Origin of the sequence: Wolinella succinogenes DSM 1740 (assembly GCF_000196135.1) — a bacterium.
Taxonomy (GTDB): Bacteria; Campylobacterota; Campylobacteria; order Campylobacterales; family Helicobacteraceae; genus Wolinella; species Wolinella succinogenes.
In genome coordinates this window covers 1,960,539-1,984,195 of record NC_005090.1, presented here as the reverse complement: position 1 = coordinate 1,984,195, position 23,657 = coordinate 1,960,539, and the positions used below count along the sequence as shown (strand labels likewise).

The 23,657-nt window shown below is 49.2% G+C and carries 27 protein-coding genes; 20 read left to right on the top strand and 7 right to left on the bottom strand.

Annotated elements, in window-relative coordinates; translation table 11 throughout:
• Positions 1-30: 30 nt before the first annotated feature.
• Genes WS_RS10775 through WS_RS09860 form a run of 5 tightly spaced genes read right to left on the bottom strand, consistent with a single transcriptional unit; the run spans position 31 to position 5,991 of the window.
• A complete protein-coding gene (locus WS_RS10775; protein ID WP_011139875.1) occupies positions 31-2,574 on the bottom strand; it encodes an ABC transporter substrate binding protein in 2,544 nt (847 codons plus the stop codon).
• Between the two features lie 3 nt (positions 2,575-2,577).
• Complete coding sequence (gene trmA / locus WS_RS09875) at positions 2,578-3,690, bottom strand: tRNA (uridine(54)-C5)-methyltransferase TrmA (protein WP_011139874.1); 1,113 nt, start codon at positions 3,688-3,690, stop codon at positions 2,578-2,580.
• Positions 3,687-4,424 carry a flagellar type III secretion system pore protein FliP gene (gene fliP / locus WS_RS09870; protein ID WP_041572257.1) on the bottom strand — a complete coding sequence of 246 codons (738 nt, stop codon included), beginning with the start codon at positions 4,422-4,424 and terminating at the stop codon, positions 3,687-3,689. Before fliP ends, trmA begins: the two co-directional genes overlap by 4 nt.
• Before the next feature lie 8 nt (positions 4,425-4,432).
• The gene (locus tag WS_RS09865) at positions 4,433-5,218 is read right to left on the bottom strand and encodes an OmpA family protein (protein ID WP_011139872.1); all 786 of its coding nucleotides are present in this window, start codon (positions 5,216-5,218) and stop codon (positions 4,433-4,435) included.
• Positions 5,219-5,226: 8 nt separating this feature from the next.
• Positions 5,227-5,991: a motility protein A gene (locus tag WS_RS09860; RefSeq protein WP_011139871.1), complete on the bottom strand. Its 765-nt coding sequence runs from the start codon at positions 5,989-5,991 to the stop codon at positions 5,227-5,229.
• Between the two features lie 92 nt (positions 5,992-6,083).
• Here WS_RS09860 and glmU point away from each other — a divergent pair, with 92 nt between their 5' ends.
• From glmU to WS_RS09795, 13 genes are all read left to right on the top strand, one after another.
• Positions 6,084-7,379: a bifunctional UDP-N-acetylglucosamine diphosphorylase/glucosamine-1-phosphate N-acetyltransferase GlmU gene (glmU, locus tag WS_RS09855; RefSeq protein WP_011139870.1), complete on the top strand. Its 1,296-nt coding sequence runs from the start codon at positions 6,084-6,086 to the stop codon at positions 7,377-7,379.
• A gap of 14 nt (positions 7,380-7,393) precedes the next feature.
• A complete protein-coding gene (locus WS_RS10770) occupies positions 7,394-8,056 on the top strand; it encodes a response regulator transcription factor (RefSeq protein WP_011139869.1) in 663 nt (220 codons plus the stop codon).
• On the top strand, positions 8,053-8,262 hold the full coding sequence (gene thiS, locus WS_RS09845; RefSeq protein WP_041571925.1) for a sulfur carrier protein ThiS: 210 nt from the start codon (positions 8,053-8,055) through the stop codon (positions 8,260-8,262). The genes WS_RS10770 and thiS overlap by 4 nt, the downstream gene beginning before the upstream one ends.
• Positions 8,259-9,272, top strand: coding sequence for an N-acetyl-gamma-glutamyl-phosphate reductase (gene argC / locus WS_RS09840; RefSeq protein WP_011139867.1), 1,014 nt, complete (start codon positions 8,259-8,261; stop codon positions 9,270-9,272). Before thiS ends, argC begins: the two co-directional genes overlap by 4 nt.
• The gene (locus WS_RS09835) at positions 9,269-10,009 is read left to right on the top strand and encodes a UDP-2,3-diacylglucosamine diphosphatase (RefSeq protein WP_011139866.1); all 741 of its coding nucleotides are present in this window, start codon (positions 9,269-9,271) and stop codon (positions 10,007-10,009) included. Before argC ends, WS_RS09835 begins: the two co-directional genes overlap by 4 nt.
• Positions 10,010-10,057: 48 nt before the next feature.
• Positions 10,058-10,960 carry a chemotaxis protein gene (locus WS_RS09830; protein WP_049770719.1) on the top strand — a complete coding sequence of 301 codons (903 nt, stop codon included), beginning with the start codon at positions 10,058-10,060 and terminating at the stop codon, positions 10,958-10,960.
• A gap of 24 nt (positions 10,961-10,984) precedes the next feature.
• The gene (locus WS_RS09825; protein ID WP_011139864.1) at positions 10,985-13,390 is read left to right on the top strand and encodes a hybrid sensor histidine kinase/response regulator; all 2,406 of its coding nucleotides are present in this window, start codon (positions 10,985-10,987) and stop codon (positions 13,388-13,390) included.
• 1 nt (position 13,391) lies between these two features.
• On the top strand, positions 13,392-13,871 hold the full coding sequence (locus tag WS_RS09820; RefSeq protein WP_408646041.1) for a chemotaxis protein CheW: 480 nt from the start codon (positions 13,392-13,394) through the stop codon (positions 13,869-13,871).
• A gap of 91 nt (positions 13,872-13,962) precedes the next feature.
• Complete coding sequence (gene serB, locus WS_RS09815; protein ID WP_011139862.1) at positions 13,963-14,583, top strand: phosphoserine phosphatase SerB; 621 nt, start codon at positions 13,963-13,965, stop codon at positions 14,581-14,583.
• Positions 14,584-14,601: 18 nt separating this feature from the next.
• The gene (locus tag WS_RS09810) at positions 14,602-15,588 is read left to right on the top strand and encodes a transaldolase (RefSeq protein ID WP_011139861.1); all 987 of its coding nucleotides are present in this window, start codon (positions 14,602-14,604) and stop codon (positions 15,586-15,588) included.
• 95 nt (positions 15,589-15,683) lie between these two features.
• Entirely contained in the window at positions 15,684-16,220 is a 537-nt protein-coding gene (locus tag WS_RS09805) for a 50S ribosomal protein L25/general stress protein Ctc (protein WP_011139860.1), read from the top strand.
• 17 nt (positions 16,221-16,237) lie between these two features.
• Positions 16,238-16,816 (top strand): aminoacyl-tRNA hydrolase, encoded by a 579-nt coding sequence (gene pth, locus WS_RS09800; protein ID WP_011139859.1) that lies wholly within the window; start codon positions 16,238-16,240, stop codon positions 16,814-16,816.
• Positions 16,813-17,880 (top strand): LptF/LptG family permease, encoded by a 1,068-nt coding sequence (locus WS_RS09795; RefSeq protein ID WP_011139858.1) that lies wholly within the window; start codon positions 16,813-16,815, stop codon positions 17,878-17,880. The genes pth and WS_RS09795 overlap by 4 nt, the downstream gene beginning before the upstream one ends.
• A gap of 7 nt (positions 17,881-17,887) precedes the next feature.
• Here WS_RS09795 and WS_RS09790 read toward each other — a convergent pair whose 3' ends face one another.
• Together WS_RS09790 and WS_RS09785 are read right to left on the bottom strand one after the other, a co-directional pair.
• Positions 17,888-18,157 carry an EscU/YscU/HrcU family type III secretion system export apparatus switch protein gene (locus WS_RS09790; RefSeq protein ID WP_041571924.1) on the bottom strand — a complete coding sequence of 90 codons (270 nt, stop codon included), beginning with the start codon at positions 18,155-18,157 and terminating at the stop codon, positions 17,888-17,890.
• 2 nt (positions 18,158-18,159) lie between these two features.
• On the bottom strand, positions 18,160-18,768 hold the full coding sequence (locus WS_RS09785; protein ID WP_011139856.1) for a riboflavin synthase: 609 nt from the start codon (positions 18,766-18,768) through the stop codon (positions 18,160-18,162).
• Between the two features lie 146 nt (positions 18,769-18,914).
• Here WS_RS09785 and WS_RS09780 point away from each other — a divergent pair, with 146 nt between their 5' ends.
• From WS_RS09780 to WS_RS09750, 7 genes are all read left to right on the top strand, one after another.
• Complete coding sequence (locus tag WS_RS09780) at positions 18,915-19,160, top strand: hypothetical protein (protein ID WP_041571923.1); 246 nt, start codon at positions 18,915-18,917, stop codon at positions 19,158-19,160.
• 4 nt (positions 19,161-19,164) lie between these two features.
• A complete protein-coding gene (locus tag WS_RS09775) occupies positions 19,165-19,941 on the top strand; it encodes a TatD family hydrolase (protein ID WP_011139854.1) in 777 nt (258 codons plus the stop codon).
• A 77-nt stretch (positions 19,942-20,018) separates the two neighbouring features.
• Entirely contained in the window at positions 20,019-21,239 is a 1,221-nt protein-coding gene (locus tag WS_RS09770; RefSeq protein ID WP_011139853.1) for a lytic transglycosylase domain-containing protein, read from the top strand.
• Positions 21,223-22,059, top strand: a complete 837-nt coding sequence (locus tag WS_RS09765) for a septal ring lytic transglycosylase RlpA family protein (protein ID WP_011139852.1) — start codon at positions 21,223-21,225, stop codon at positions 22,057-22,059. The genes WS_RS09770 and WS_RS09765 overlap by 17 nt, the downstream gene beginning before the upstream one ends.
• Before the next feature lie 4 nt (positions 22,060-22,063).
• The gene (gene hisB / locus WS_RS09760; protein ID WP_011139851.1) at positions 22,064-22,636 is read left to right on the top strand and encodes an imidazoleglycerol-phosphate dehydratase HisB; all 573 of its coding nucleotides are present in this window, start codon (positions 22,064-22,066) and stop codon (positions 22,634-22,636) included.
• Complete coding sequence (locus tag WS_RS09755) at positions 22,633-23,127, top strand: KdsC family phosphatase (protein WP_011139850.1); 495 nt, start codon at positions 22,633-22,635, stop codon at positions 23,125-23,127. The genes hisB and WS_RS09755 overlap by 4 nt, the downstream gene beginning before the upstream one ends.
• Positions 23,111-23,656 carry a hypothetical protein gene (locus WS_RS09750; protein ID WP_011139849.1) on the top strand — a complete coding sequence of 182 codons (546 nt, stop codon included), beginning with the start codon at positions 23,111-23,113 and terminating at the stop codon, positions 23,654-23,656. The genes WS_RS09755 and WS_RS09750 overlap by 17 nt, the downstream gene beginning before the upstream one ends.
• Position 23,657 lies beyond the last annotated feature (1 nt).

The window sequence follows — 23,657 nt, the reverse complement described above, 5'->3', positions numbered from 1 at the left end:
GATTCTATAAAAAAGCTCTTCTAATTCTCATTAAGCCTCGCCCTTGGTGGAAATAAAATCTTTGAGAGCTAAAGGGGGGAGGGGTTTGGCATAGAGATAGCCTTGGATTCGATCACAAAAGTGGAGGGCAAGATGGTCGAGCTGCTCTTTTGTTTCGACTCCCTCGGCGACGATTTCTAAATTCATGAGCTTGCCAATAGAGATGATCGCGGAGATGATTCCTTGTTGAATGCTTTGGGAGGGAATCTCATCAATAAAGGATTTATCGATTTTAAGCGTGGTGATGGGAAGGGCTTGGAGGTAGCTAAGTGAGGAGTAGCCTGTCCCAAAGTCATCCAAGGCCACCCTTATGCCCTCGCTCCTTAAGCGCTCTAGCCTCTCTTTGACCAATCCTAGGGAATCGATAAAGACACTTTCTGTGATCTCGATCTCTAGGCGCTCAGGGGGGAGCTGATGGCGTTTGAGTGTGGAGAGAACCATCTCTTCAAAATCGTTATGAAAGAGCTGGTGAGAGGAGATGTTCACGCAGACACAAGGGGGGCGCTCCTCTGTGCCCAGAGGGAGGGACGCAGCAAAGGCGCATGCCTCATCCAAGACCCAAGTGCCCACTTGGATGATCTGGTGATTCTCCTCTAGAATTGGAATAAAGCAGTCAGGGGGAATGGGGCCAAGCTCAGGATTATTCCATCGCAAAAGCGCTTCAAAGCCCCAAAACGTACCGCTAGGGAGGTGGAGCTGGGGTTGATAGTGAAGCGTAAACTCTCCACGCTCTAGCGCCCCTTTGAGGTGTTTCTCTAGGCGCTGTTTTTGGCGGATTCGCTCTAGAAGATGGTCTTCAAAGAGGGTCAGGGTTCCTTTTTGATGGGTTTTAGAGTGATACATTGCCACATCGGCTTTGGTGAGAATCTCATCTTTTCTCACTCCATCTTGAGGGCAGAGGGCTGACCCTAGGCTAAAGGCGAAATAGACTAAATGACCCTCTACAATGAGTGGCTTGGAAAAGGCTTGAATCACCTCTTTGGCGAAACGCTTCACCTCCTCGTTTTGTGCGTGAGGTAAAAGAGCGATGAACTCATCCCCGCTCACCCTAAAGAGCTTGACCCCTTCAAATCCAATAGAGGCGAGGCGCTGAGTGGCGGCAATGATCACTTGATCCCCAAATTGGTGTCCCAGCGTGTCATTGACCTGCTTGAAGTTATCGGCATCCATGAGGATGAGGGCGTAGGGAGTGCGATGAGTCTCAAAGCGGTGGAGCTCAAGCGAGAGAGCAGCACGGTTGTTTAGACCTGTGAGCGTGTCATGGTAGGCCATGAAGTCAAGGCGTTTTTGGGCCTTAAGAAGGTCTTCATAGGTGGCACTTAACTCCTCATATTGTGCCTCTAGCTCCTCTTCAGAAGCGGTGATTTCATCGTTGAGCTGTTCTAGCTCCTCATTTTTGCGCTCTAGCTCTTGGTTGAAGAGATGGGTTTTGCGTAGATGATACGCCAAGAAGAGCGCTAAAATGGCCAGCCAAACTAAAATAGCAAGCGTGGCATAGACAAGTTTGGCGTGAGTCTCCAAAAGACTAGGGGGTTTTCCCGTCCATCGCGTCTCTTTGGGGAGGCCAACATCCTCAACTCCAAAGCGTTTGGCCGCATTGTAGTCCACCACGCTCTCTAGCGCCCCCTCGTTTTGAAGGGGAAGTTTTGAAGGGGGTGTGCCTTGAAGAATCGCTTCAGTTAGCTTCGCAGCCCTTTCACCCACGCGTTTCCCGCTATAAATCTTGCCCCCTAAGGCTCCTGTGCCTAGATTGAAATCATAGAGAACAAAGAGGGGTTTATTGATCTTTTGTGCCAAAGATTTTGCAAAGGACTCAAAACCGATCTCATCTCCGCTTGTTCCATAAAAGACCGTCAGTAAGACCGCGCTATTTTGAGGCGGTAGGGCATTGATCTCTTCAAGTATCGCAGGGAGAGGCTTGCCCTCGGAGGAGATGAGGCGAATCCATGGGTGGCTCTGTGAGAGCTCTTTGATTGCCTCTTTGCCCATAGAGAGACCGCTCTCAGTGGAATCATAGACAACATAAAGATTTTTGAGATCAGGGAAAAGCTGGGAAGCAAGAGCGATGGTGCCAGAGGTATCGGCCTTTTCAATGACACCCGTGACATCAGGGGGCAGCGGAGAGTAGAGGGTGAGATTATCCTCACTCACCCCCGTGAAAACTAGAGGTGGATCTCCAAAAAGCTCTTTTTTGTAGAGGAGAGCAAATTCAAAAGCGGCGTCGTCATTGGCGATGATCACATCAAAAGGGTGGTTGATGTATTTGTAAGCGTAGTACTCTTTGAGAAGGCGAAAATTCTCTTTGGTGGGGTGGTGTTTCCAGTCCATATACTCCACCCTAATTCGAGGCGCAGGAGAGAGCTCGCCTAACTTTTTTTGCGCTCCCTCAATGGTGGAATCGCTCCATTTTAAACCTCGATGATAGGAGTTGAGAATCAAGACATCAGGAGTGTGCTCAGCGTAGATGGGGGGAAGAAGGAGTCCAAAGACTCCTAAAAAGAGGAAGAGTCTAGAAAAATAGGGAAAGGAGCACATCAATCACCTCCTTTGGCGCAAAATCACTCCTGATTCGAGATGGGGCGTGTAGGGGAACTGGTCAAAGAGAGCGAATCTCTCTACGTCATGGCTTAATTGTAGCACTTCTAGGTCGCTTTGGAGCGTCTTTGGATTACAAGATATATAGAGAATCTGATCAAAGCGTCTCAAAAATGAAGCGACTTCGGCACCAAGCCCTGCTCTAGGGGGATCAACAAAGACCGCTTGAAAGTCATAGGAGGGGAGGTCAAGCTCGCGTAGGCGATAAAACTCCCGCTCTCCCTCTAGGGCGCTCTGGGTCTCTTGGGCGTTGAGGCGAACAAAAGAGATGTGGCGCACACTATTGAGCTCGCAGTTTTGTTTAGCGGCGTGGATGGAGGTTTTAGAGACCTCGGTGGCGAGAATCTTGGCGTAGCGCGAGGAGAGGGGAAGGGTGAAATTCCCTGCCCCGCAATAGAGCTCCAAGAGGTCCCCTTGGGGAGGGGCTGAGATAATCCATTCGATCATCTTCTCGTTCACCTTGGGATTGGGTTGGGTGAAGGAGCCTTCATAGTGGAGGAATCGCCAGGGTTTGGAGTCAATCGTGAGGGTCTCGGTGATGAAAGACTCTCCTAGGACGATTTTTTGACCTTTGGATCGCCCAATCAGTGAAGAGAGTGTAGGAAGAGATGAGAGCAACCCTAGGGCGCGCTCCTCCCAGGCATGATCGAGCCGTTTATGATAGAGAAGGCTCACGAGCACCTCTTGGCTTAGGCCGGAGAGGAATTCCACTCCAAAGAGTTTTTGCGTGAGAATCTCATCGGATTCTAGCGCCTCTAGGAGCGAGGGCATGAGGGCTTGGATGGAGGGGAGAAGAATCGGACAGGATTGGATGGGGAGGGGCTGTTTGCTTCCCTTTTGGCTCATTGCGTAGGAGAGTCTGCCCGATTCGTTGCGATAGAGGCGAAACTCAGCCCTCGCCCTAAAAGAGTGGGGGGCGGAGGGATAGAGATCGGTGGGGGTATCCTTGGAGAGGGGGAGAAGCTCTCTAAACTCGCTCTCTTTGAGTTTCCACTGCTCTTCATAGGGGAGAGCTAGGGCGCATCCTCCGCAAGTTCCTTGATGAGGACAGATCATTTGAAGCTCTCCACGAGGCTTCCCACAAGAAGGTTGAAACCATCCACAAGCACAAAGACAAGAATCTTAAAGGGAAGTGAGATCATGACGGGGGGGAGCATCATCATCCCCATGGCCATGAGGATGGAGCTAATCACCATGTCAATCACCAAGAAGGGGAGATAGATGAGGAATCCAATCTGAAAAGCGGTCTTCATCTCGCTGATCATGAAGGCAGGAATCACCATGGTGAGGGGAATATCCTCGATGGTTTGGGGGTTTTCCATGCCCCTGATGCGATAGAAGAGGGCGAGATCTTTCTCTCTGGTGTTGCGAATCATGAACTCTTTAAAGGGCCCAACACTCTTCACAAAAGCCACATCATAGGGAATCTCTTTGGCTAGGTAGGGCTTGATGCCTATCTCGTAGCTCTGCTTCGCGATAGGTTCCATGATGAAAAAGGTGAGCACCATGGCAAGCGAGACGAGGAGTTGCGTGGGCGGCGATTGCTGGGTTCCCATGGCTGTTCGTAAAAAGGAGAAAACGATGATAAGACGCGTGAAACTGGTCATCACCAGCACCAAAGAGGGGGCAAGGACGAGTAGCGTGAGGACAACAACGATATTGAGCGTGCTCACCAAATCGCCCGGATCCGTGGGGGCACCGATGGAGAGATTGACCGTGGGTAGGGTTGGTTCAGCCCCAAGGGCGAGTGAAGAGAATCCTACCCATAAGAGCCAGAGAGAGAGTTTCAAAGACAAAATTATTTTTCCTGTTTGATGGTTTTATCGAGAATGTTGCCAGGGGCGAGTGTCTGAGTCTCTTTGGGGTAGAGATAGATATCCACGCGACGATTGCTCTCTTGGGCTTCGGGGGTTCTAGCGTGCGTGAGGGGGTCTTGGTCGCCCCGTCCTACGGTGGTGATTCTCTTGGGGTCGATCCCCTCTTTGACAAGAAGTTTGGAGACCGAGAGTGCGCGTTTGGCGGTCAGCTCTAGCTTATCTTGAGGGGCTTGGGCGGGGAGGGGGAGAGTGTCGGTGTGGCCTCGGACTTCAACATGGACATCCTTGGGAAGGCGATTGACAATCTCGGCCATGCGTTTGACAAAGAGGAAACCATCACTATTCTCCACCTCGATTCCCCCCTCTTTAAAAAGGAGTGCCGCAGGGAGTCGCACGATGAAGCCCTCGCTTCCGCTTCCTACCGCACTAGAGGGTCCTTCGGCCACCTTGGCCATCTCTTGAAACTCCATGAAGAGACTCTCCACGCGATTGATCTCTTCGGCGCTCTCTGGGGTGAAGGTGATCTCGGCGAGCTGCTGGATACGATTCTTCCCGGGTTCGGTCTTGAGCCCTCCGGGCAGAATGCTGAGTGCTCCTTGGATGCTTCCTTCGGCTTCGGTCAGTTTCTTGGCGTCAAAAGTGGCCATGGAGAGGAGGAGGATAAAAAAGGTGAGCAAAAGACTCATGAGGTCGCCAAAAGTGCCCAGCCACAGGGGAAGTCCTTTGACGCAGTCACAAGGCTTACATTTGCGTTTTGCCTCAGCCAAGAGGATTCCTACTCAAATTGGCTGATTCTCTGTGTGGGAGGCAAGAAGGCGAGAAGCTTGGCTTCAAGGGTTCTTGGGTTATCCCCTGCTTGGATGGACATAATTCCCTCAATGATGAGCTGCTTGACGAGAGCCTCATCGCCAGCGCGGATGAGCAAAATGCTCGCAATAGGCGCACCTACGACGTTCCCCAAAAGCGCTCCATAGAAGGTGGTGATCAAAGCGACCGCCATCGCGGGTCCGATGGTGCTAGGGTCAGACATGTTCATGAGCATCGCCACTAGACCAATGAGGGTTCCAATCATACCAAAGGCTCCCCCAAGGGCCGCCCAAGTGTCAAAAATCCCTGCATTGGCCTTGTGTCGTCCGAGCGTCTGCTCCATATCAATCTCCAAGAGCTCTCGAATCGTGTCGGGTTCGGCTCCATCGACGGCCATGCTTAGACCTTTGCGGAGGAAATCGTTTTCTTCTTGATTGGCAGTCTGTTCCAGAGACAAGATTCCATCACGCCGAGCCTGAGTGGCGTAATCCACGAGCTTTTTGACTAAGGCTGGAACATCATATTTGGGAGGCTTGAAGGCGACACCGAGGTATTTGAAGAGGTTTTTCATCTGCTCTAGCTTGAAAGAGATGAGTAGAGCAGCAACTGAGCCCCCAATCGTGATAAGAACCGAAGGGATGTCGATGTAAGGGCCAATCCCTACCCCCATCATCATCGCCGAGCCTAGTAGTGCGAAGATTAGCACCATTCCGATGACACTGCCTAAATCCATCAAACCCCCACAAGCTAAGCGTAAAATAATCTATTCTAAACCCAGTTGTGTTAAAATCTCATAAATTCTCGATACTCTAAGGCTCTAAACAGATGAATTTATCCATTGTGATTCTCGCGGCTGGCGCTGGCACCCGAATGAAGTCCAAAACCCCTAAAGTCCTTCACACTCTCTGTGGGAGAGAGATGCTCTATTATGTTATCAAAGAGGCGAAGAAGCTGAGCGATGATGTGAGTGTTGTTTTGTTTCATGAAAGTGAAATGGTAAAAAAAAGTATAGAAAAATACTTCTCTGACATTCGCTATGTGATTCAAGATCACGTCAACTATCCTGGAACGGGTGGGGCGCTCATGGGGATAGAGCCTAAATATCAAAAGATTCTCGTGCTTAATGGCGATATGCCGCTAGTCGAGGCCGAGGAGCTGAAGCAGTTCTTGAGGGCGGGGTCAGATTTTGTGATGAGCGTGCTTGATCTAGAGGATGGATCGGGCTATGGGCGCGTGGTGATTCACGGGGGTAGCGTGGAGAGAATCGTTGAAGAGAAGGATGCCACAGGAGAGGAGAAATCTCTTGGCACGGTGAATGCGGGGGTCTATCTTTTTGATCGCGCTCTTTTGGCTTGCTATCTTCCGAGACTCAAGAATGACAACGCCCAAAAAGAGTTCTACCTCACTGATGTGGTTGAGATGGCTAGAAAAGATCGACTCATCGTCGCTCCGCTCTTTGTTAAAGAGGAGAATTTCAAAGGGGTGAATTCTAAGGCCGATCTTGCCGAAGCAGAGGCGATCATGACGGGACGAATTCGCCGCCGATGGATGAGGGAGGGCGTGAGAATGCGCCTCCCTGAGACCATCTATATTGATGAAGGGGTGAAGTTTGTCGGCGAATGCTTTATTGAGAATGGAGTCTCCATCACGGGCGATTCTTACATTGAAGAATCTCACATTAAAGCCCACAGCGTGATTGAAGAGAGCCGTGTGATTCGAAGCGATGTGGGGCCTATGGCGCACCTCAGACCACAGTGCGAAGTGACAGAGACTCACATTGGGAATTTTGTTGAGGTCAAAAAGTCCAAGCTCACGGGCGTGAAAGCGGGGCATTTAAGCTATCTTGGCGATTGCGAGGTGGACGAGGGGAGCAATATTGGCGCAGGAGTGATCACCTGCAACTACGATGGCAAGAAAAAGCATCTGACCAAAATTGGTAAAAATGTCTTCGTGGGGAGCGATTCGCAGCTCGTTGCGCCCGTCTCTATCGAAGATGATTCGATCATTGGCGCGGGGAGCACGATCACCAAGAATGTGAAAAGCGGAGAGTTGGCGTTAAGCCGTGCCAAGCAGGAGAACATCGCGGGATTTTTTGCGCGCTACTTCTCCTCTTCAAAGTAGCCAAGGAGCTTAGCATGACCTACATGGAAGAAGCAGTGGATTTGAGCGTCCTTTATGTGGAGGATGATGAGCTCTCTCGAAGCGGAATCTTTAACGCGCTCAAGCGCAAAGTCAAAAACATTCACTTTGCCGCCAATGGGCAAGAGGGGCTGGAGGTCTTTAAAGAGCATCGCCCTGATGTGGTGATCACTGATATTAAGATGCCTCTGCTTAATGGTCTAGAGATGGCCAAACAGATTTTAGAGATGGAGCCTTCGGTGGAGATCATCGTGGCGACGGCTTTTGAAGATGCGGAGCTTTTTAAGCGCGCGATTGATTTGGATGTGGATAAATACCTCACCAAGCCCTTGGATGTGACTCAGATTCTCATGCATCTCAAACGAATCGAAATGCAAAAGCGTTTGGAACGAGAGTTTGAGGTCTATTCTCGTGCGCTCAATGAGGTGGCTTCGATTTTTTGGTTTGATTTAGAGCTGGAGTGCCTCAAGGTCAACCCTAGAGCGATTGCCTCAGGAGGGGAACATGGAGTTGAGAACGAAAAACTCAAAGAGATGGCGCGTTTGGCGCTAGAGAAGGGCGGAAGACACCAAGAGGGGAATAAAATTTTTAGCGTGGCATTTAATGTCGCTAAAGAGCCTAAAGGATTTTGCTTGTGTGTGATGGAGTCAATGGAATGAAGAAAGTGTGGATCAATGGCGAGGAGCGAGAATTTCTTGACGCATTGACACTTTTGGAGATGATTGAATCGCTGGGAATCATGGAGAAGGTGATGGCCGCAGCGGTGAACACGCAGATCATCAAGCAGGCGGAATGGGGAGCATTTATCCCCAAAGCAGGAGATCGAATCGAATTGCTACAGTTTGTGGGAGGGGGAGAGAGATGAAAAAGATTCCCGTTGGAATCGTCGGAGTGAGCGGCTACACAGGGTTGGAGCTTCTGAAAATGCTTTTAGAGCATCCCTATTTGGAGCTAGTCTACGCCGCTAATACCGAAGGGGGTGTGAGGGTGGGCGCTCTTCACTCCTCGCTTCAAGGGGTTTCAGATTTGAGCGTGGAGAAGGCTGATCCCAAAGAGGCGGCGAAGCGATGTGAGCTGCTCTTTTTGGCGCTCCCTCATCAAAGTGCCATGGAGTTTGCCAAAGAGGTGCTCTCTTTGGGGAAAAAAGTCGTTGACCTTTCCGCGGATTACCGCCTCTCTTTAGAGCGCTATGAGGCACACTACTGCCCCCATCTTGACAAAGAGAATCTCTCCCATGCCGTCTATGGACTCATTGAGTGGGCAAGAGAGGAGATCGTCCAAGCGAGGCTAATCGCCAATCCTGGGTGTTATCCCACCGCTACACTCCTTGGAATCCTCCCCTTTATCCCCTATCTAGACGAAGATTCTTCACTCTTTGTGGATGCCAAAAGTGGCGTGAGTGGTGCAGGCAAAAAACTGACCCACAACACCCACTACCCCACCATTAACGAGAATCTTTTTGCCTACTCGCCTCTCTCGCATCGTCACGAACCAGAGATTGCGGAGAAGATTGAGCTTTGGGGTAAAAAAGCCAAAAAAGTGAATTTCATCCCCCATCTCACGCCGCTTACTAGAGGAATGCTGGTCTCCACCTTTGCGCGATTGAAGGAGCCTGTGGATGCGATGGCGATTCTAAGGGAGCGCTACGCCAATGAGCCTTTTATCAGGTTGCGCTCTTCCCCTGTGGAGATTAAAGCGGTCGCAGGAACGCACTTTTGCGACATCTATGCAATGAGTCAAGGGCGGGATTTGTGGGTCAATAGCGCGATTGACAATCTTTTGCGTGGGGCGAGCTCTCAAGCGATTGCCAATGCCAATTTGATGCTGGGATTGCCCGAGGGTGCTGGATTGCCCCGCTTTGCCTATGCTCCATGAGTGAGAAGGTTTGGGGGGAGATTACCACGGGATCGATCTTTATTGCCGATTCTCATGAGAGCGACCACTTTGGTTATTTAGAGCGACTCTGGGGATTCTTAGAGGCTCAATCTTCTGAGGCTCCTATCTTTTTGATGGGGGATGTTTTTGACCTCCTCTTTGGAGGGGTAGAGGCGAGCTTTGCTCCCCATGCAGAGCTGTTGAGACGAATCTCTTCCTTGGCGCAAAGGCGACCCCTTTATTGGCTGGAGGGGAATCATGACTTCAACCTTTCTCCTTTCTTGGAGGGAATCACCGTGATTGGGAGAGAATCTCAACCCGCGCTTTTTAGGCTAGGCGGCGAGAGGGCCCTCTTGGCTCATGGGGATTGGAAGATAGGGTGGGGGTATGAAATTTATACAAAACTTATAAGAAATCCATGGATTCTTAAAATATTAAATCAGATGGATCAAAAAAGGGGTGGGAAGATTTTTGAGTGGGTTAAGGCGCGAGTTTCAGCCAAAACCTTGCGTGTAGGTCCCCCTTGTAAGGCACTCTCGCGTCAGCGCCTCCCTCTTTACCAAGGCAAAAACGCCAAGTGGATTTTTGAGGGGCATTTTCACTCTTGCGGATGGGTTAAAGAGCAGGAGACGAGCTATGTAGCGCTCCCTTCGCTCGCTTGCAATGAAAGTTATTTTGTAGTAGAATTGAACGTTAATGTAGTTTCCATCAAAGAGTCCACTCTCAAGGAGTCCTGAGTGTCCATAGCCAATAACGAAAACGCTCTAAAAGTCGGCACGAATGAGATGGAGTTGGTGGATTTTCGAATTTTCAAACTCGAAGAGGGCATTGTCCATGAAGGAGTTTATGGAATCAATGTCGCCAAGGTTAATGAGATCATCCGCCTCCCTAAGCTGACCGAGCTTCCAGGGGTTCCTGATTATGTGGAGGGGATTTTTGATCTCCGGGGGGTGGTTATCCCTATCATCAATCTCTCCAAATGGATGGGAATTGAAGTCCCCAAGAATAAAAAAATCAAACCTCGCGTCATTATCGCGGAGTTCAACAATATCCTCATCGGGTTTGTGGTGCATGAGGCCAAGCGTATCCGAAGGATTAGCTGGAAAGATATTGAGCCTGCCCACTTTAGCTCCAATTATGGCAACATGGATCGAAATAAAATCACAGGAATCACGCGCATTGAGAACGATCAAGTCTTGCTTGTGCTTGACCTTGAGAGTATCGTGCAGGAGCTTGGATTCTATCAACCCGAGGTGAGTAGCGATAAGAAGCAGAAGCGTTTTGGAGGGATAGCCCTCGTGCTTGATGATAGCTCTATCGCTCGCAAAATCGTCCGTGAGACGCTTGAGCGCATGGGCTTTAAAGTGGTTGAGGCGATCGATGGAGAGGCAGGGCTTCAAAAGCTCGAGTCTCTTTATGAGAATTATGGTGATAAACTCCAAGAGGAGCTTAAAATCATTGTCTCAGATGTAGAGATGCCGCAGATGGATGGTTTCCATTTTGCCTCCAAGGTCAAAGAAGATAAGCGATTTGCTAAAATTCCTATCATCTTTAGCTCCTCTATCAGCGATAAATTCAGCACCCTTAGAGGCAAAGAAGCGGGCGGTGAGGCGTATTTGGTCAAGTTTGATGCCAACGTCTTTTATGAAGAGATTGAGCGCGTCTTAAAAAAACGCAGCGAAGCGTAAACCCAATCCAAGAAGAGGTGTCACATGGATGAGATGCAAGAAATAATGGAAGACTTCCTCATTGAGGCGTTCGAGATGATTGAACAGCTAGACCAAGATTTGGTCGAGCTAGAGAGCAATCCTGAGGATTTAGATCTTTTGAATCGAATCTTCCGTGTGGCGCACACCATCAAGGGATCTAGCTCCTTTTTGAATTTTGATGTACTCACCCATCTGACACATCACATGGAAGATGTCCTGAATAAAGCGCGACACGGTGAGCTTAAACTCACCCCTGACATTATGGACGTGGTTTTGGAATCTATCGACTTGATGAAAGCACTCCTCTCGGCCATTCGTGACACAGGAAGCGACGCCAAGAGTGGAATTTCCATCGAGAAAATCGTCCAAAGGCTGGATGCGGTCTCTAAGGGCCAAGAGGTGAGTGTCGATTCGGTTTCGGATACGGGAATAGAGAGTAGTGCAGAGGAGATGGAAGCAGATCTCGACTACGCCAATATGAGCCCCGAAGAGATTGAAAATGAGATCGAAAGGCTCTTGCAAAAGCGCCAAAATGAGGATCGCAAGCGACGAGAACAAAAACGAATGAATGGAGAAGAGGACGATATTCAGGCTCCCCTTGAGATGGGCGAACCCGAAGAAAAGCCCATTCCAAATCCCACTCCCAAAGCTGAAGCTCCAAAGATCGAAACCCCTAAAGCCGCCCCCGAGGAGAAGAAGATGAAGCGCGAAAAAGAGCCTGAGGAGAATGGATTAGGAGGGGGAGCCAAAACCCCTGCGACGGCTGTCGAGCAGACGATCAGGGTGGATGTGAAGCGATTGGATCACCTAATGAATCTCATCGGAGAGCTTGTTCTTGGCAAAAACCGCCTCATCAAGATTTATGATGATGTTGAGGAGCGCTATGAGGGTGAAAAATTCCTTGAAGAGCTTAATCAAGTCGTCTCCTCTATCTCTATTGTTACGACCGATTTGCAGATTGCGGTCATGAAGACTAGGATGTTGCCTATTGGCAAAGTCTTCAATAAATTCCCTCGCATGGTTCGTGACCTTTCTAGAGAGCTTGGGAAGAATATCGAGCTTGAGATCAGCGGTGAAGAGACTGAACTCGATAAATCAATCGTTGAGGAGATTGGCGATCCCTTGGTGCATATCATTCGAAACTCTTGTGACCACGGGATTGAGCTTCCGGCTGATCGAGCTGCATTGGGCAAGAGTGAAGTGGGGACAATCTATCTCAAGGCCTATAATGAGGGAAATCACATCGTTATTGAGATCAAAGACGATGGAAAAGGTCTCAACGCCGAGGCGCTGAAATCCAAAGCGGTAGAGCGTGGCATGATTAGCGAGAGAGAAGCGGACATGATGACCGATAAAGAGGCCTTCGCGATCATTTTCAAGGCAGGCTTTTCAACAGCTAAAACGGTCACTAACGTCTCAGGGCGTGGCGTGGGAATGGATGTGGTCAAGACCAACATCGAAAAGCTCAATGGAATCATCGATATCGACAGTGAGCTAGGCAAGGGAACCACGCTAAAGCTCAAGATTCCTCTCACGCTTGCCATCATTCAAGCCCTTCTAGTGGGGGTTCAAGAGGAGTATTACGCCATTCCTCTCGCCTCAGTTCTTGAGACCGTCCGCGTAGGGCAAGATGAGATCTACACCGTGGAGGGCAAAAGCGTCCTTCGTTTGAGGGATGAAGTGCTCTCTTTGGTGAGATTGGCGGATATCTTTGGGGTTGATTGCGTCTTTGAAAATGCCGAAGAAGCCTATGTGGTGGTGATCGGCTTGGCGGAGAATAAGATCGGGGTGATTGTTGACTTTCTTATTGGACAAGAGGAGATTGTCATCAAATCCCTGGGTTACTACCTCAAGGGCACAGAGGGAATTGCAGGGGCAACCATTCGAGGCGATGGAAAAGTGACCCTTATTGTGGATGTAGCGGCGATGATGCAGATGGCTAAGCGCGTGAAGGTGAGCATCAACAAGCTTATCCAAGAGACAGAGACTCGCAGAGAAAAGAGTGCTCCCAGTGACTATGTGATCTTGGCGGTGGATGATAGCACCACCGATCGCGCCATCATGAAAAAATCCCTTCGACCTCTTGGTGTCACCGTGATAGAGGCGGCCAATGGAGTCGAGGCGCTTGATATGATCAAAGCGGGCGACAAGCAGATTGATGCGGTTCTCATTGACATTGAAATGCCCAAGATGGATGGCTACACGCTAGCCGCAGAGATTCGCAAGTACAATAAATTCAAAAATATGCCCCTCATTGCGGTTACCAGTCGAACCAGCAAGACCGACCGAATGCGAGGCGTGGAATCGGGCATGACGGAATACATCACCAAGCCCTATTCGCCCGAATATCTAATGAACGTCGTCAAGCGTAACATCAACCTAAACGTGGAGGTCGAAAGCTATGAGTAGGATGCAAGAGGTTTTTAAACAGCAGCAGCAGAGCAAAGAGCCCTCCGTTGAAGCAGAGAGTGTCGTCCAGCTTGTGGGATTTATCGTAGGTGCAGAGGAGTTTGCGGTTCCCATTTTGAGCATTCAGGAGATCATTAAGCCTTTGGAGTACACGAGAGTTCCAGGCACACCAAACTATGTGCTAGGAGTATTCAACCTTAGAGGCAATGTGATTCCTCTTATCAATCTTCGCCTGAAATTCAGCCTGCCCGCAGAGAAGCAGAGTGAGGACACTCGCTATATTGTCATTAAACACAATGATGAGGTGGCGGGATTTGTGATTGATCGACTCACCGAGGCGGTGCGCATCAAAGAATCGAGTATCGACCCCACGCCTGAGACCATTAGCGAGGATGATAACATCATCTATGGAATCGGCAAAAAAGAGGATCGCCTCATTACGATTCTCAAAACCGAGGGGCTTTTAAAGAGGACATTCTAGCTCCTCTCCCCTCTCTCTTCTCCTTTTCTTCAGCCCCCTATAGCTACAATATCCCTAAATAAATCCTCTAAAAAACAAGGAAAGTATGTTGATGAAATTGGCGGTTTTTGATTTTGATTCGACGCTAATGGATGGTGAGACGATTGATATTTTGGCGCACCATTATGGCGTAGGGGAAGAGGTGGATAGAATCACCAAGGGGGCCATGGAGGGGGGCTTGGATTTTTATGAGAGCCTTAAGCGTCGCGTGGCACTTCTTAGGGGGATGGAGCTCTCTTTGGTTGAGGAGATTTGCGCCAATCTAACCTTGATGGAGGGAGCCAAAGAGCTTATTCAAGAGCTAAAGCGGCGTGATTATAAGGTGGTTGTCTTTAGCGGAGGTTTTAAAAACGCCACCTCTAAGGCGCGCGAAACCTTGGGGCTAGATGCTGATTTCAGCAATATTTTGCACCACAAAGAGGGAAAACTCACGGGAGAAGTGGGGGGCGAGATGATGTTTGGGTCATCCAAGGGCGAGATGATGCAGACGCTCCAGCGTCTTTTAGGAATCTCTCCCGAGCTCACGATGGCCGTGGGGGATGGAGCTAATGATGCCTCCATGTTTCCTTTTGCTAAACAGAGAGTCGCTTTTTGCGCCAAGCCCATTCTTAGGGAAAAGGCCAATATTATTATCGAAAAGAAAGATTTGCGCGAAATTCTTGCCCATCTTTAAAAACCTCAAGGAGAGAGAATGAAACTAGAAGAGATCGGCTTTTCGCTCTGGTGTGACTTCATCGAGCGAGACTTTTTGGAGAAGGGATTTTTGGAGCTCATTGAGCAGGGAATCATCAAAGGGGCCACAAGCAATCCAGCGATTTTTCAAAACTCCTTCACCACCTCAAGTGCCTATAAAGATTCTATTGGGGCACTCAAAGGGCAGCCCTCCAAAAAGATCTATGAGGCACTTGCCATTCAAGACATCGCTAGAGCGGCCGAGCTTTTGGCTCCCCTGCATGCTCAAAACCCCGAAGATGGTTGGGTGAGTATTGAAGTGGATCCTCTTTTGTGTGATGATGCCAAGGGCTCTATTGAAGAGGGGGAGCGACTCTATCAGGCGATAGGGCATTCTAATGTGATGATCAAGATTCCTGCGACTCAAGCGGGCTATGAGGTGATGGAGGCATTGATGGCCAAAGGAATCTCTGTCAATGCGACACTCATCTTCTCTTTGGAGCAAGCCAAAGCGTGTCTTGATGCGTTTACCCGAGGCTACGCCAAGAGCGATAAGGCGCCCTATGCCGTGATTAGCATCTTTGTCTCTCGATTGGATCGTAAGGCGGATGCGAAACTCAAAGCCGCAGGCATGAGTGAGGGGGAGCTGGGAATCAAAAACGCGCAGAGAATCTATCGCCACATCCAAAAGGCTCAACTCAAGGGAGTTCGCGCCTTGTTTGCTAGCACGGGCGTGAAAGGGGGAGTGCTCCCTCCTAGTCACTATGTGGATCGACTTCTTCATGCTCACAGTGTCAACACCGCTCCGTTAGAGACCATCAAAGCCTTTGTCAAGGAGGGCAATCCCACGCCCCAGCCGATCCCCTCTCTAGAAGAAGAGGAGCGCTTTTGGGCAGAGGTCCAAAGGGCGGGCGTGGAGATGGAGGCGCTTTGTGATGAGCTTCTCTCCGAGGGGTTGACGCTCTTTAAAGAATCGTTCACCTCGCTTTTGGCTTCTTTGAAATAGCTGAATTTTAGGCGATATTTAGGCTTTTTCGCTATAATGACCGACTTTTTTTGCATGAAAAAAGGAAATCAACAACCAAAAATAAAGGAATTTCCATGTTAGAGGGAATAATTAGAGAGAGTATTTCCAAGTCTGCAGTGAAGGCTTTGAGAAACGATGGTTATCTAATTGCCAACATTTACGGCAAAGGTCAAGAGAACACCCATTGTGCCTTCAAAAAAAATGATTTTATTCGAGCCGTAAAGAGCAAAACAAATATCATTTTCCCCGTGAAAGTCGGTGGCAAAGAGATTAATGTGGTGGTTCAGGAGTATCAAAAAGACCCCATCACGAGTGACCTTTTGCACGTTGATTTGATGTTGGTTCAGCCTGGTGTTGAGACCAAGTTCCTTGTGCCTGTTAAGACAGCAGGAAGCGCTAAAGGACTTAAGAACAAAGGCGTTCTCATCCTCTCTAAAAAGCGCGTGAAAGTGAAGTGCTCTCCTGAGAATCTTCCTGCAAGCTATGAGCTTGACGTGAGCGATTTGGATGTGGGCGATGCGATTTTGGTGCGAGATCTACCTGAGCTTCCTAATGTCAAGGTGATTGAAAAAGAGAGCGTGGCCATCGTAGGCGTCATCAAAGCGAAGTAAGCTTTGAAGTCAGCGCGATGGTGTTAGTTGTAGGGCTTGGGAATCCAGGCAAAACATACGAAAGCACCCGCCACAATATTGGATTTAGGGTCATCGATGCACTTTTAGAGCGTCGGTCGGCCTTGAATGCGACCAAGAGCACCTTTAAGGGTGAGCTTCACAAAGAGGGCGAGAACCTCTTTCTCAAGCCCACCACCTACATGAATCTCTCAGGAGAATCAGCCCTCCCCGTCTCCACTTTCTATAAGCCCGAAAAAATCCTTGTTATTCATGATGATCTTGATCTTCCCTTTGGAGCGATTCGCTTGAAGCGTGGAGGGGGGAATGGGGGGCATAATGGACTTAAATCGCTTGATAAGCTTCTAGGCAATGACTATTATCGACTGAGGATAGGGATTGGCAAGCCTCCTTTGGGGTGGGAGGTTGCTGATTATGTGTTGGCAAGATTTAGCCAAGAGGAGGAGCAGGAGCTAGAAGAGCGACTTTTCCCCCATGCCAAAGAGGCGATTGAGAGCTTCTTGGAAGGGAAGATGGAGTGGGATCGATTGGTTTCGCGCTACTCTCTTAAGCCCTCAACCCCCAAGGAGAAGGTGTGAGCTTAGCATTTCGCTTTTTGGGGGCGCTCTATCTTAAATACTTTTTTATCCTTCTTTTAGCCCTTGAGACCTTCTTTGTCGGAATCGATCTGTTGAAATTTGCCGAAGAGCTTCCCCCTTCAGCCAATTTAGTTGTTCTTTTTGTCGTCTATGATGCGCTTTATGCACTCAATTTCATTTTGCCCATCGCATTGGTGTTGGCGCAGATTCTTCTTTTTGTGGTGCTATTGCGCACCAATGAGCTCACCGCCCTCCTCTCTATTGGCTACTCCAAGCGCCAAATCACCACCCCTCTTTTGGGGATTGCCCTCCTTTTCACATTCGGATTTATTGTGCTCAATGCCACCCCCTTTGCCTACGCCAAAGAGAGGGTGGACACCATCCTTGATCAAGGCTATGTGGGCAACTTCAAGCGAGAGCTCTTTGTGAAATACCATGACAGCTACATCTATTTTGATAAAATCTACCCTCTTTTGCAAAAGGCAGAAGGGGTGAAGGTTTATCGCCTCGAAGGGGATCGGGTCGCCCAATGGATCGAGGCCAAAGAGGCACGCTTTGTGGATAATCATTGGCGCCTCAATGAGGCGATGGTGATGACCATCCCCTCTGAGCTCACACTTGGAGGCTCGCCTCTAGAGGTGGAGAAAGTCGACTTTATGGAGGTTTTGGAGGGGTTTCGTCCAAGGATTCTTGATAGCATTTATGAGCGTCACGGAGCAGTCTCTATCATCGATGCTATCGAATCGATGTCGCTTCTTTTGGAGCAACAGGTGAACTCCCAAAAGATTCGTGGAATTCTCTACTCTTTGGTGCTCTTTCCCTTTTTTGCTCCTCTGTGCATGGTGTTAGTCGCCTACTATATGCCCATCACGATGCGCTATGGGAATCTTGCTATTATCGTATTTGCCGCGATTCTTGGAGTTCTTTTGTTTTGGGGGCTCTTTTTTGCGCTCTCTAGGCTCTCCATGAGCGGGTTTATCCACCCTGAGGTGAGCCTTTTGATTCCGATGATTCTTTGGACAGCTTTGGCTCTCTTTTTTTGGAGACGACTCGCACGCCTGTAGCCACTTTTTAGGAGAGCTGGGCTTTTTGCTCACTTTTGCAGAGCCAAACAAAGACCTCCACCACTGCCTTGTATAGAGCAGGGGGGATCTCTTGATCTAGCGGCGACTCTAAAAGAGAGTTGACGAGAAGCTCATTTTGAAAAAGGGGAATCTCAAGCTCTCTGGCTCGTTCAATAATTCTCTCAGCGATAATTCCCTTTCCTTTGGCTAGAAGCTTGGGTGCGCGCTGTTTTTGTGAGTCATAAGCAAGGGCGGCGGCTTTGGGTAGGGGAGGCATGGCTAGTAGCTCATCAATATCGAATCGACCTCTGCCCACGAAAGAGAATCTCTTCTCCCTAAGAGATGGGCTATGGAGCGAACCAATATATCGGTCTCGATGTTCACCTTGCGTCCAATGGAGTAGTCTCCAAAAAGGGTGGAGGTGAGCGTATGAGGGATGAGGGTGAGTCGGAAAGAATCACTTAAAACCTCATTGACCGTGAGGCTCACGCCATCAATAGCCACACTTCCTTTGGGGATAATGTAGCGCAACACCTCCGAAGGAGCCTCGATGAAAAAGTCGCTACCCATGGGGTGTTTTTGAATTTTCGTGAGAGTTCCAATTCCATCAATATGGCCCTGCACGATATGCCCCTCAAGGCGATCTTGAAGTCTCATGGCGGGCTCCATGTGGACCCTGCCATGGTAGTTTTGAGTGGCGACTTTGCGGCGTGTCTCTTCGCTCAGTTCCACCTCAAAACCCCCATCAAAAAGCGAGACGACCGTGAGGCACGCGCCATTAATCGCGATGCTGTCGCCGATCTTTGGCGTATGGTTGGCGCGAATTTTGAGTGAAGAGTCATGAAGAGAGCCCACCTCGGCGAGCTCTCGGATGAGTCCAGTGAACAAAAAGTCTCCTTGTTATGAAAGATTCTAGAGGAGTTGGAGCGATTCTATCACATTCTCTCAAAGGGGAGGCAAAAGAAGCGTGCGCTATAGTAACGCCTAAATTCGAGAGACTGTTCAATGCCGCGCCTTGTGAAGGAGGGGGGAAGATGAATGCTTGCGATCAGATACCCCAAGAGATTGGCCGCGCCTCATGTCGCCTCAATGAGAGGCTCTCCGCCCTGCAGAGCAAAATATTAAAACTGCAATATAGCTCCAAAAGTCCTGCGGAGTATTTGGTGATGCAAGAGCTGATGGAGGATTATAAAGAGTATTTAGAGCGCTATATCGAGGAGCTAGAAGCGCTCAATCTGAACTATAGCGAGAGGCTAGGAAGCTTAAGAAAAGGAGAGTAGAGATTTGATTGACACCCACTGTCATTTGGACGATGCAAGCTATAAAGAAGATATCGCCGAGGTGATTGAGCGGGCCCTCTCTTTGGGGGTGGAGCGCTTTGTGATTCCTGGAGCAGATATTGAAGACCTAAATCGCGCCCAAGCCTTGAGCGAGCGCTTCAAAGAGGTCTATTTTGCTGCAGGGGTTCACCCCTATCATGCCAAAGAGTATGATGAGAAGCGTCTTGTGGAGGCGCTAAAGCATCCCCGATGTATCGCCGTGGGAGAGTGCGGGCTTGACTACTATCGCTTGGAGGGCGAGAGCGAAGAGAGAGAGGCAGAAAAGGCACTCCAAAAAGAGGTTTTTTTGCGCCAAATTGCTCTAGCTAAGGCCCATCAAAAGCCGCTCATCGTTCACATTAGAGAAGCCTCAAACGATAGCTTTGAGATGCTTTGGCAGCACAAGGAGGGGCTTAGGGGGGTTTTGCATTGTTACAACGCGGATGCGATTCTTCTAGGACTCGCCCCTCAAGATTTCTACTATGGAATTGGCGGGGTACTCACCTTTAAAAACGCTAGGAGACTTTTGGAGGTGCTCTCTAAGATTCCATTGGATCGACTTCTTTTGGAGACAGATGCCCCCTATCTCACCCCTCATCCCCATCGAGGAAGTCGCAATGAGCCAAGCTACATCCCTTTGGTTGCTCAAAAGATGGCGGAGGTTTTAGGGAAGAGTGTGGAGGAGATTCAAAAAGTGACCGATGAGAACGCTAAATGCCTATTCAAGGAGCTGGCGAGTTAATTTAAGATTGCCAAAGTATAATCAAAAATTACGAAAAATCTGCACCCATTATCTAGAAACCACCAACAAGGAAACCATTGAAAGCACTGTTTTACCTGATGCTACTGGCCTCCACCCTTTTGGCGTCTTTCAAAAACTCGACCTACAACAATCGCGATGAGTTGGTCTTGGAGACTTTTGGCGTTGACCCCTCTTTTCTCTATGACCAAAACTTCCTTGATATGAAAAATGCACTCGTGAGTGATCTCAAAAAAGATCACCTCATGAGGCGCTATGATGAGGCGTATGACTTTGTGCCCTTGCTCAAAGAGATGATTATCAAAGCAGAGATTCCTCAAGAATTTCTCTATCTCGCCATGGCGGAATCGGAATTTTCGGTTCGCGCTTTTTCGCCTAAAAAAGCCTCAGGTCTTTGGCAATTTATGCCCAAAACCGCTCAAATCATTGGTCTTCGAATCGATGAGTTTGTGGATGAACGGCGTGACCCCATTCGTTCCACCGAGGCGGCGATCACCTACCTTAAGAATCTCCATGGGATGTTTGGAAAGTGGTATCTAGCTGCGATTGCCTACAATTGTGGCGAGGGTCGTCTCCAAAAGGCGATAGCACAGGCGGGAAGCGATGAGCTTAGTGTTCTTTTGGATCCTGATAAAAAATATCTCCCCCGCGAAAGCCGCAACTACATCCGCAAGATTCTCTCTATCTCGATGATGTTTCATAGTGTGGATATGTTGAAAAGCTCCGACTATGAGCACTTTCTCAATCGAGGCGCGACCACCACTATCGCGACGGTGAAGGTTAAAGCGGGTACTCACCTCTACAAGGTCGCCGAGGGGGCGGGTATGAGCCTTGAGGAGCTCAAGCAGTTCAATCGCCACTTTAAATATTCTTTCACTCCGCCTGGTAAAAAGGAGTATAGTGTCTATCTCCCCTATGATCGACTCGCCTCTTTCAAGCAGAACTATCGCCCCGAAAGCCATGGCACTTCAGAAATGTTTATTGTCCATAGCGTCCAAAAAGGGGACACACTCGCCTCTTTGGCCAAGCGATATGGCACCACCCTTCAAGAGATCAAGATCGCCAATGATCTCAAAAGTGCCGCACTCTCTCTCAATCAGCGCCTTATTATCCCCGTGCTCAAAAGTGCCTCCAATCTCAAAGAGTATGTGACCAAGCAGGGTGACACCGTCGAATCGATCTCCAAGCGCTTCAACGTCTCCATCGAGAATTTAAAGAGGCTCAACAACCTCCAGCACAATCTCTTAGAGGCAGGAGTGAAGCTTGTCCTTGCCCATTAAGATTCTTCTTTTTCTGCTCCCTCTCCTTTTTTGGACGGGGTGCTCTTTTAAAACCAGCTATGGACCTAGCCGCACCTATGGAGAGGGACCATTAAGAGGCGATTCAACAGAGATCAAAGACACGCCGCAAATGCATCGAGCCACCATGCGCCCCTATCAGATTGATGGCAAATGGTACTATCCTAGTCATGTGGATGTGGGAGAGAAGTCCATGGGGATTGCAAGCTGGTATGGCCCCAATTTTCATGGCAAAAAGACCTCCAACGGCGAAACTTACAGCATGTACGCTCGAACCGCAGCTCACAAAACTTTTCCAATGAACACCATCGTGAAGGTGACCAACCGCGAGAATGGCAAGAGCACCATCGTGAGAATCAACGACCGAGGGCCTTTTGTGGAGGGAAGAATCATCGACCTCTCCAACACGGCAGCTAAAGAGATTGATATGGTCACCAAAGGAACCGCCCCTGTTGTGGTGGAAGTGCTTGGCTTTAGCGGTATTATTTCAAGCGATGCGACCAAAGAGCTCCCCAAAGAGGCGATGAACTCCAAAGAGTTTAAAGTGGGCAAGGTGGAAAAAAGTGTTGAGCTTAGCCGATTCTTGGTGCAAATTGGAGCCTTTAGAAACAAAGAGGGAGCCGAGCGCTTTAGGGCTCAAAACAGTGATGTGAAAGGTTACAAAGCGGTTATTAGGGAGTTTGAGCTAGAGGGCAAACCCATCTATCGTGTCATGCTCTCAGGATTCAAAGGAGAAGAGGAGGCGAGAGATTTCATCGCTAGAGAGAAGATCGTGAGTGGCGCATTTGTAATCACGGAGTGAGAGAATGAGAGAGATAACAAGAACAACCAAAGAGACAAATATCAAGGCCAGCCTAGAGCTTTATGGGAGCGGAGTGGCCAAGATAGAGACGGGAATTGGGTTTTTTGACCATATGCTCGAGAGCTTGGCTAAACACGCTTTGTGGGATTTGGAGATCTCGTGTGAAGGGGATTTGCAGGTGGATGCTCACCACAGCGTGGAGGATTGCGGAATCGTCCTTGGCTTATTGCTAAGAGAATCGCTCTATCCCGCCCAAGGAATCGAGCGTTTCGGAAATGCTTCGGTGGTGATGGATGAGTCTTGCGTGGAGTGTGATTTGGATGTGAGCAATCGTCCTTTTTTGGTTTTTGATATGACGATCGAAGGGGCGGTGGGAGAGTTTGACGCGGAGCTGGCCGAGGAGTTTTTCCGCGCATTGGCTTTTAACGCAGGTTTGAGCCTCCATATTGTCCAAAAGCGTGGAAAGAACCGCCATCACCTCATTGAGGCGGCTTTCAAAGCTCTGGCTGTGGCGATGAGGCGAGCCTGCACCCAAAACCCAAGAATCGGCACTCCTAGCACCAAGGGACTCCTTTGATTGAGCTAATCGTGCTGGATGTGGATGGGACGCTGAGCGATGGGACGGTCTATTTTGATGCACAGGGCGTGGAGCTAAAGGGCTTCAGTGTTCGTGATGGGTTGGCGATTGATGGCTGGATCAAGCTTGGCAAGAAAGTGGCGATTCTCACGGGTCGCAGCTCTTCTATCGTGGAGAAGCGTGCACGTGAGTTGAAAATTGAATGGGTCTTTCAAGGGGTGAAAGATAAGGGCGCCAAGCTTCGTGAGCTCAAAGCCGAACTTGGACTTACAAGCGAACAGATTGCGGGCATTGGGGATGACCTTAATGACCTAAAGATGTTTTCTGAGGTGGGACTCTCTTTTGCTCCTAGGGATTGCGCGAAGTCGATTATCCAAAGAGTGGATGTCCATCTTGAGCATAATGGAGGCAAGGGGGCGGTGCGTGAGATGATCGAGTCTATCTTAGAGAGAGAGGGTTTGATGGAGGAGTTCCTTGCGCTCTGGGAATAGCCTCCACCTATTTTTTCTCGGTGCGCTGCTTCTTGGTCTGCTTTTGGTGCTCCTCTATGAGCCAAAAGAGTTTTGGAGTGGGGGAAAGTCGCTCCAAAAAGAGCAGAATCTCTCCGACTTGGAGCTATACGACTTCACCTACAAGGAGATCACGCCCGAGGGAGTGGTGGTCTTGGCCTTGGGTCAAAAGGGATACAAGTTTGATGAGGAGGAGATCATCGAGGATCTCAATCTCTCTCGTTTTCTTCAACAAGAACAACGGATAGAGGTGCTAGAATCTCCGCTAGCGATCAAGCGAGGAGAAAAGCTCTTCTTCCCTCAAAGCGCGCTCTATATCAAGGATGATGCGAGTCGATTTTGGAGCGAAAAGGGCGAGTATGAGTTGGACAAAAAGCTCTTTAGGGGTGAGGGGCGTTTTTGGCTTGTACGTGCTCAAGACAGGGCTCAAGGATATGATATCAACTACTCTGCCTCTAGCGGGATACTAGAGGCCAAAGAGATTAAAGCAAAGCTAGAGATGGGACGGTGAA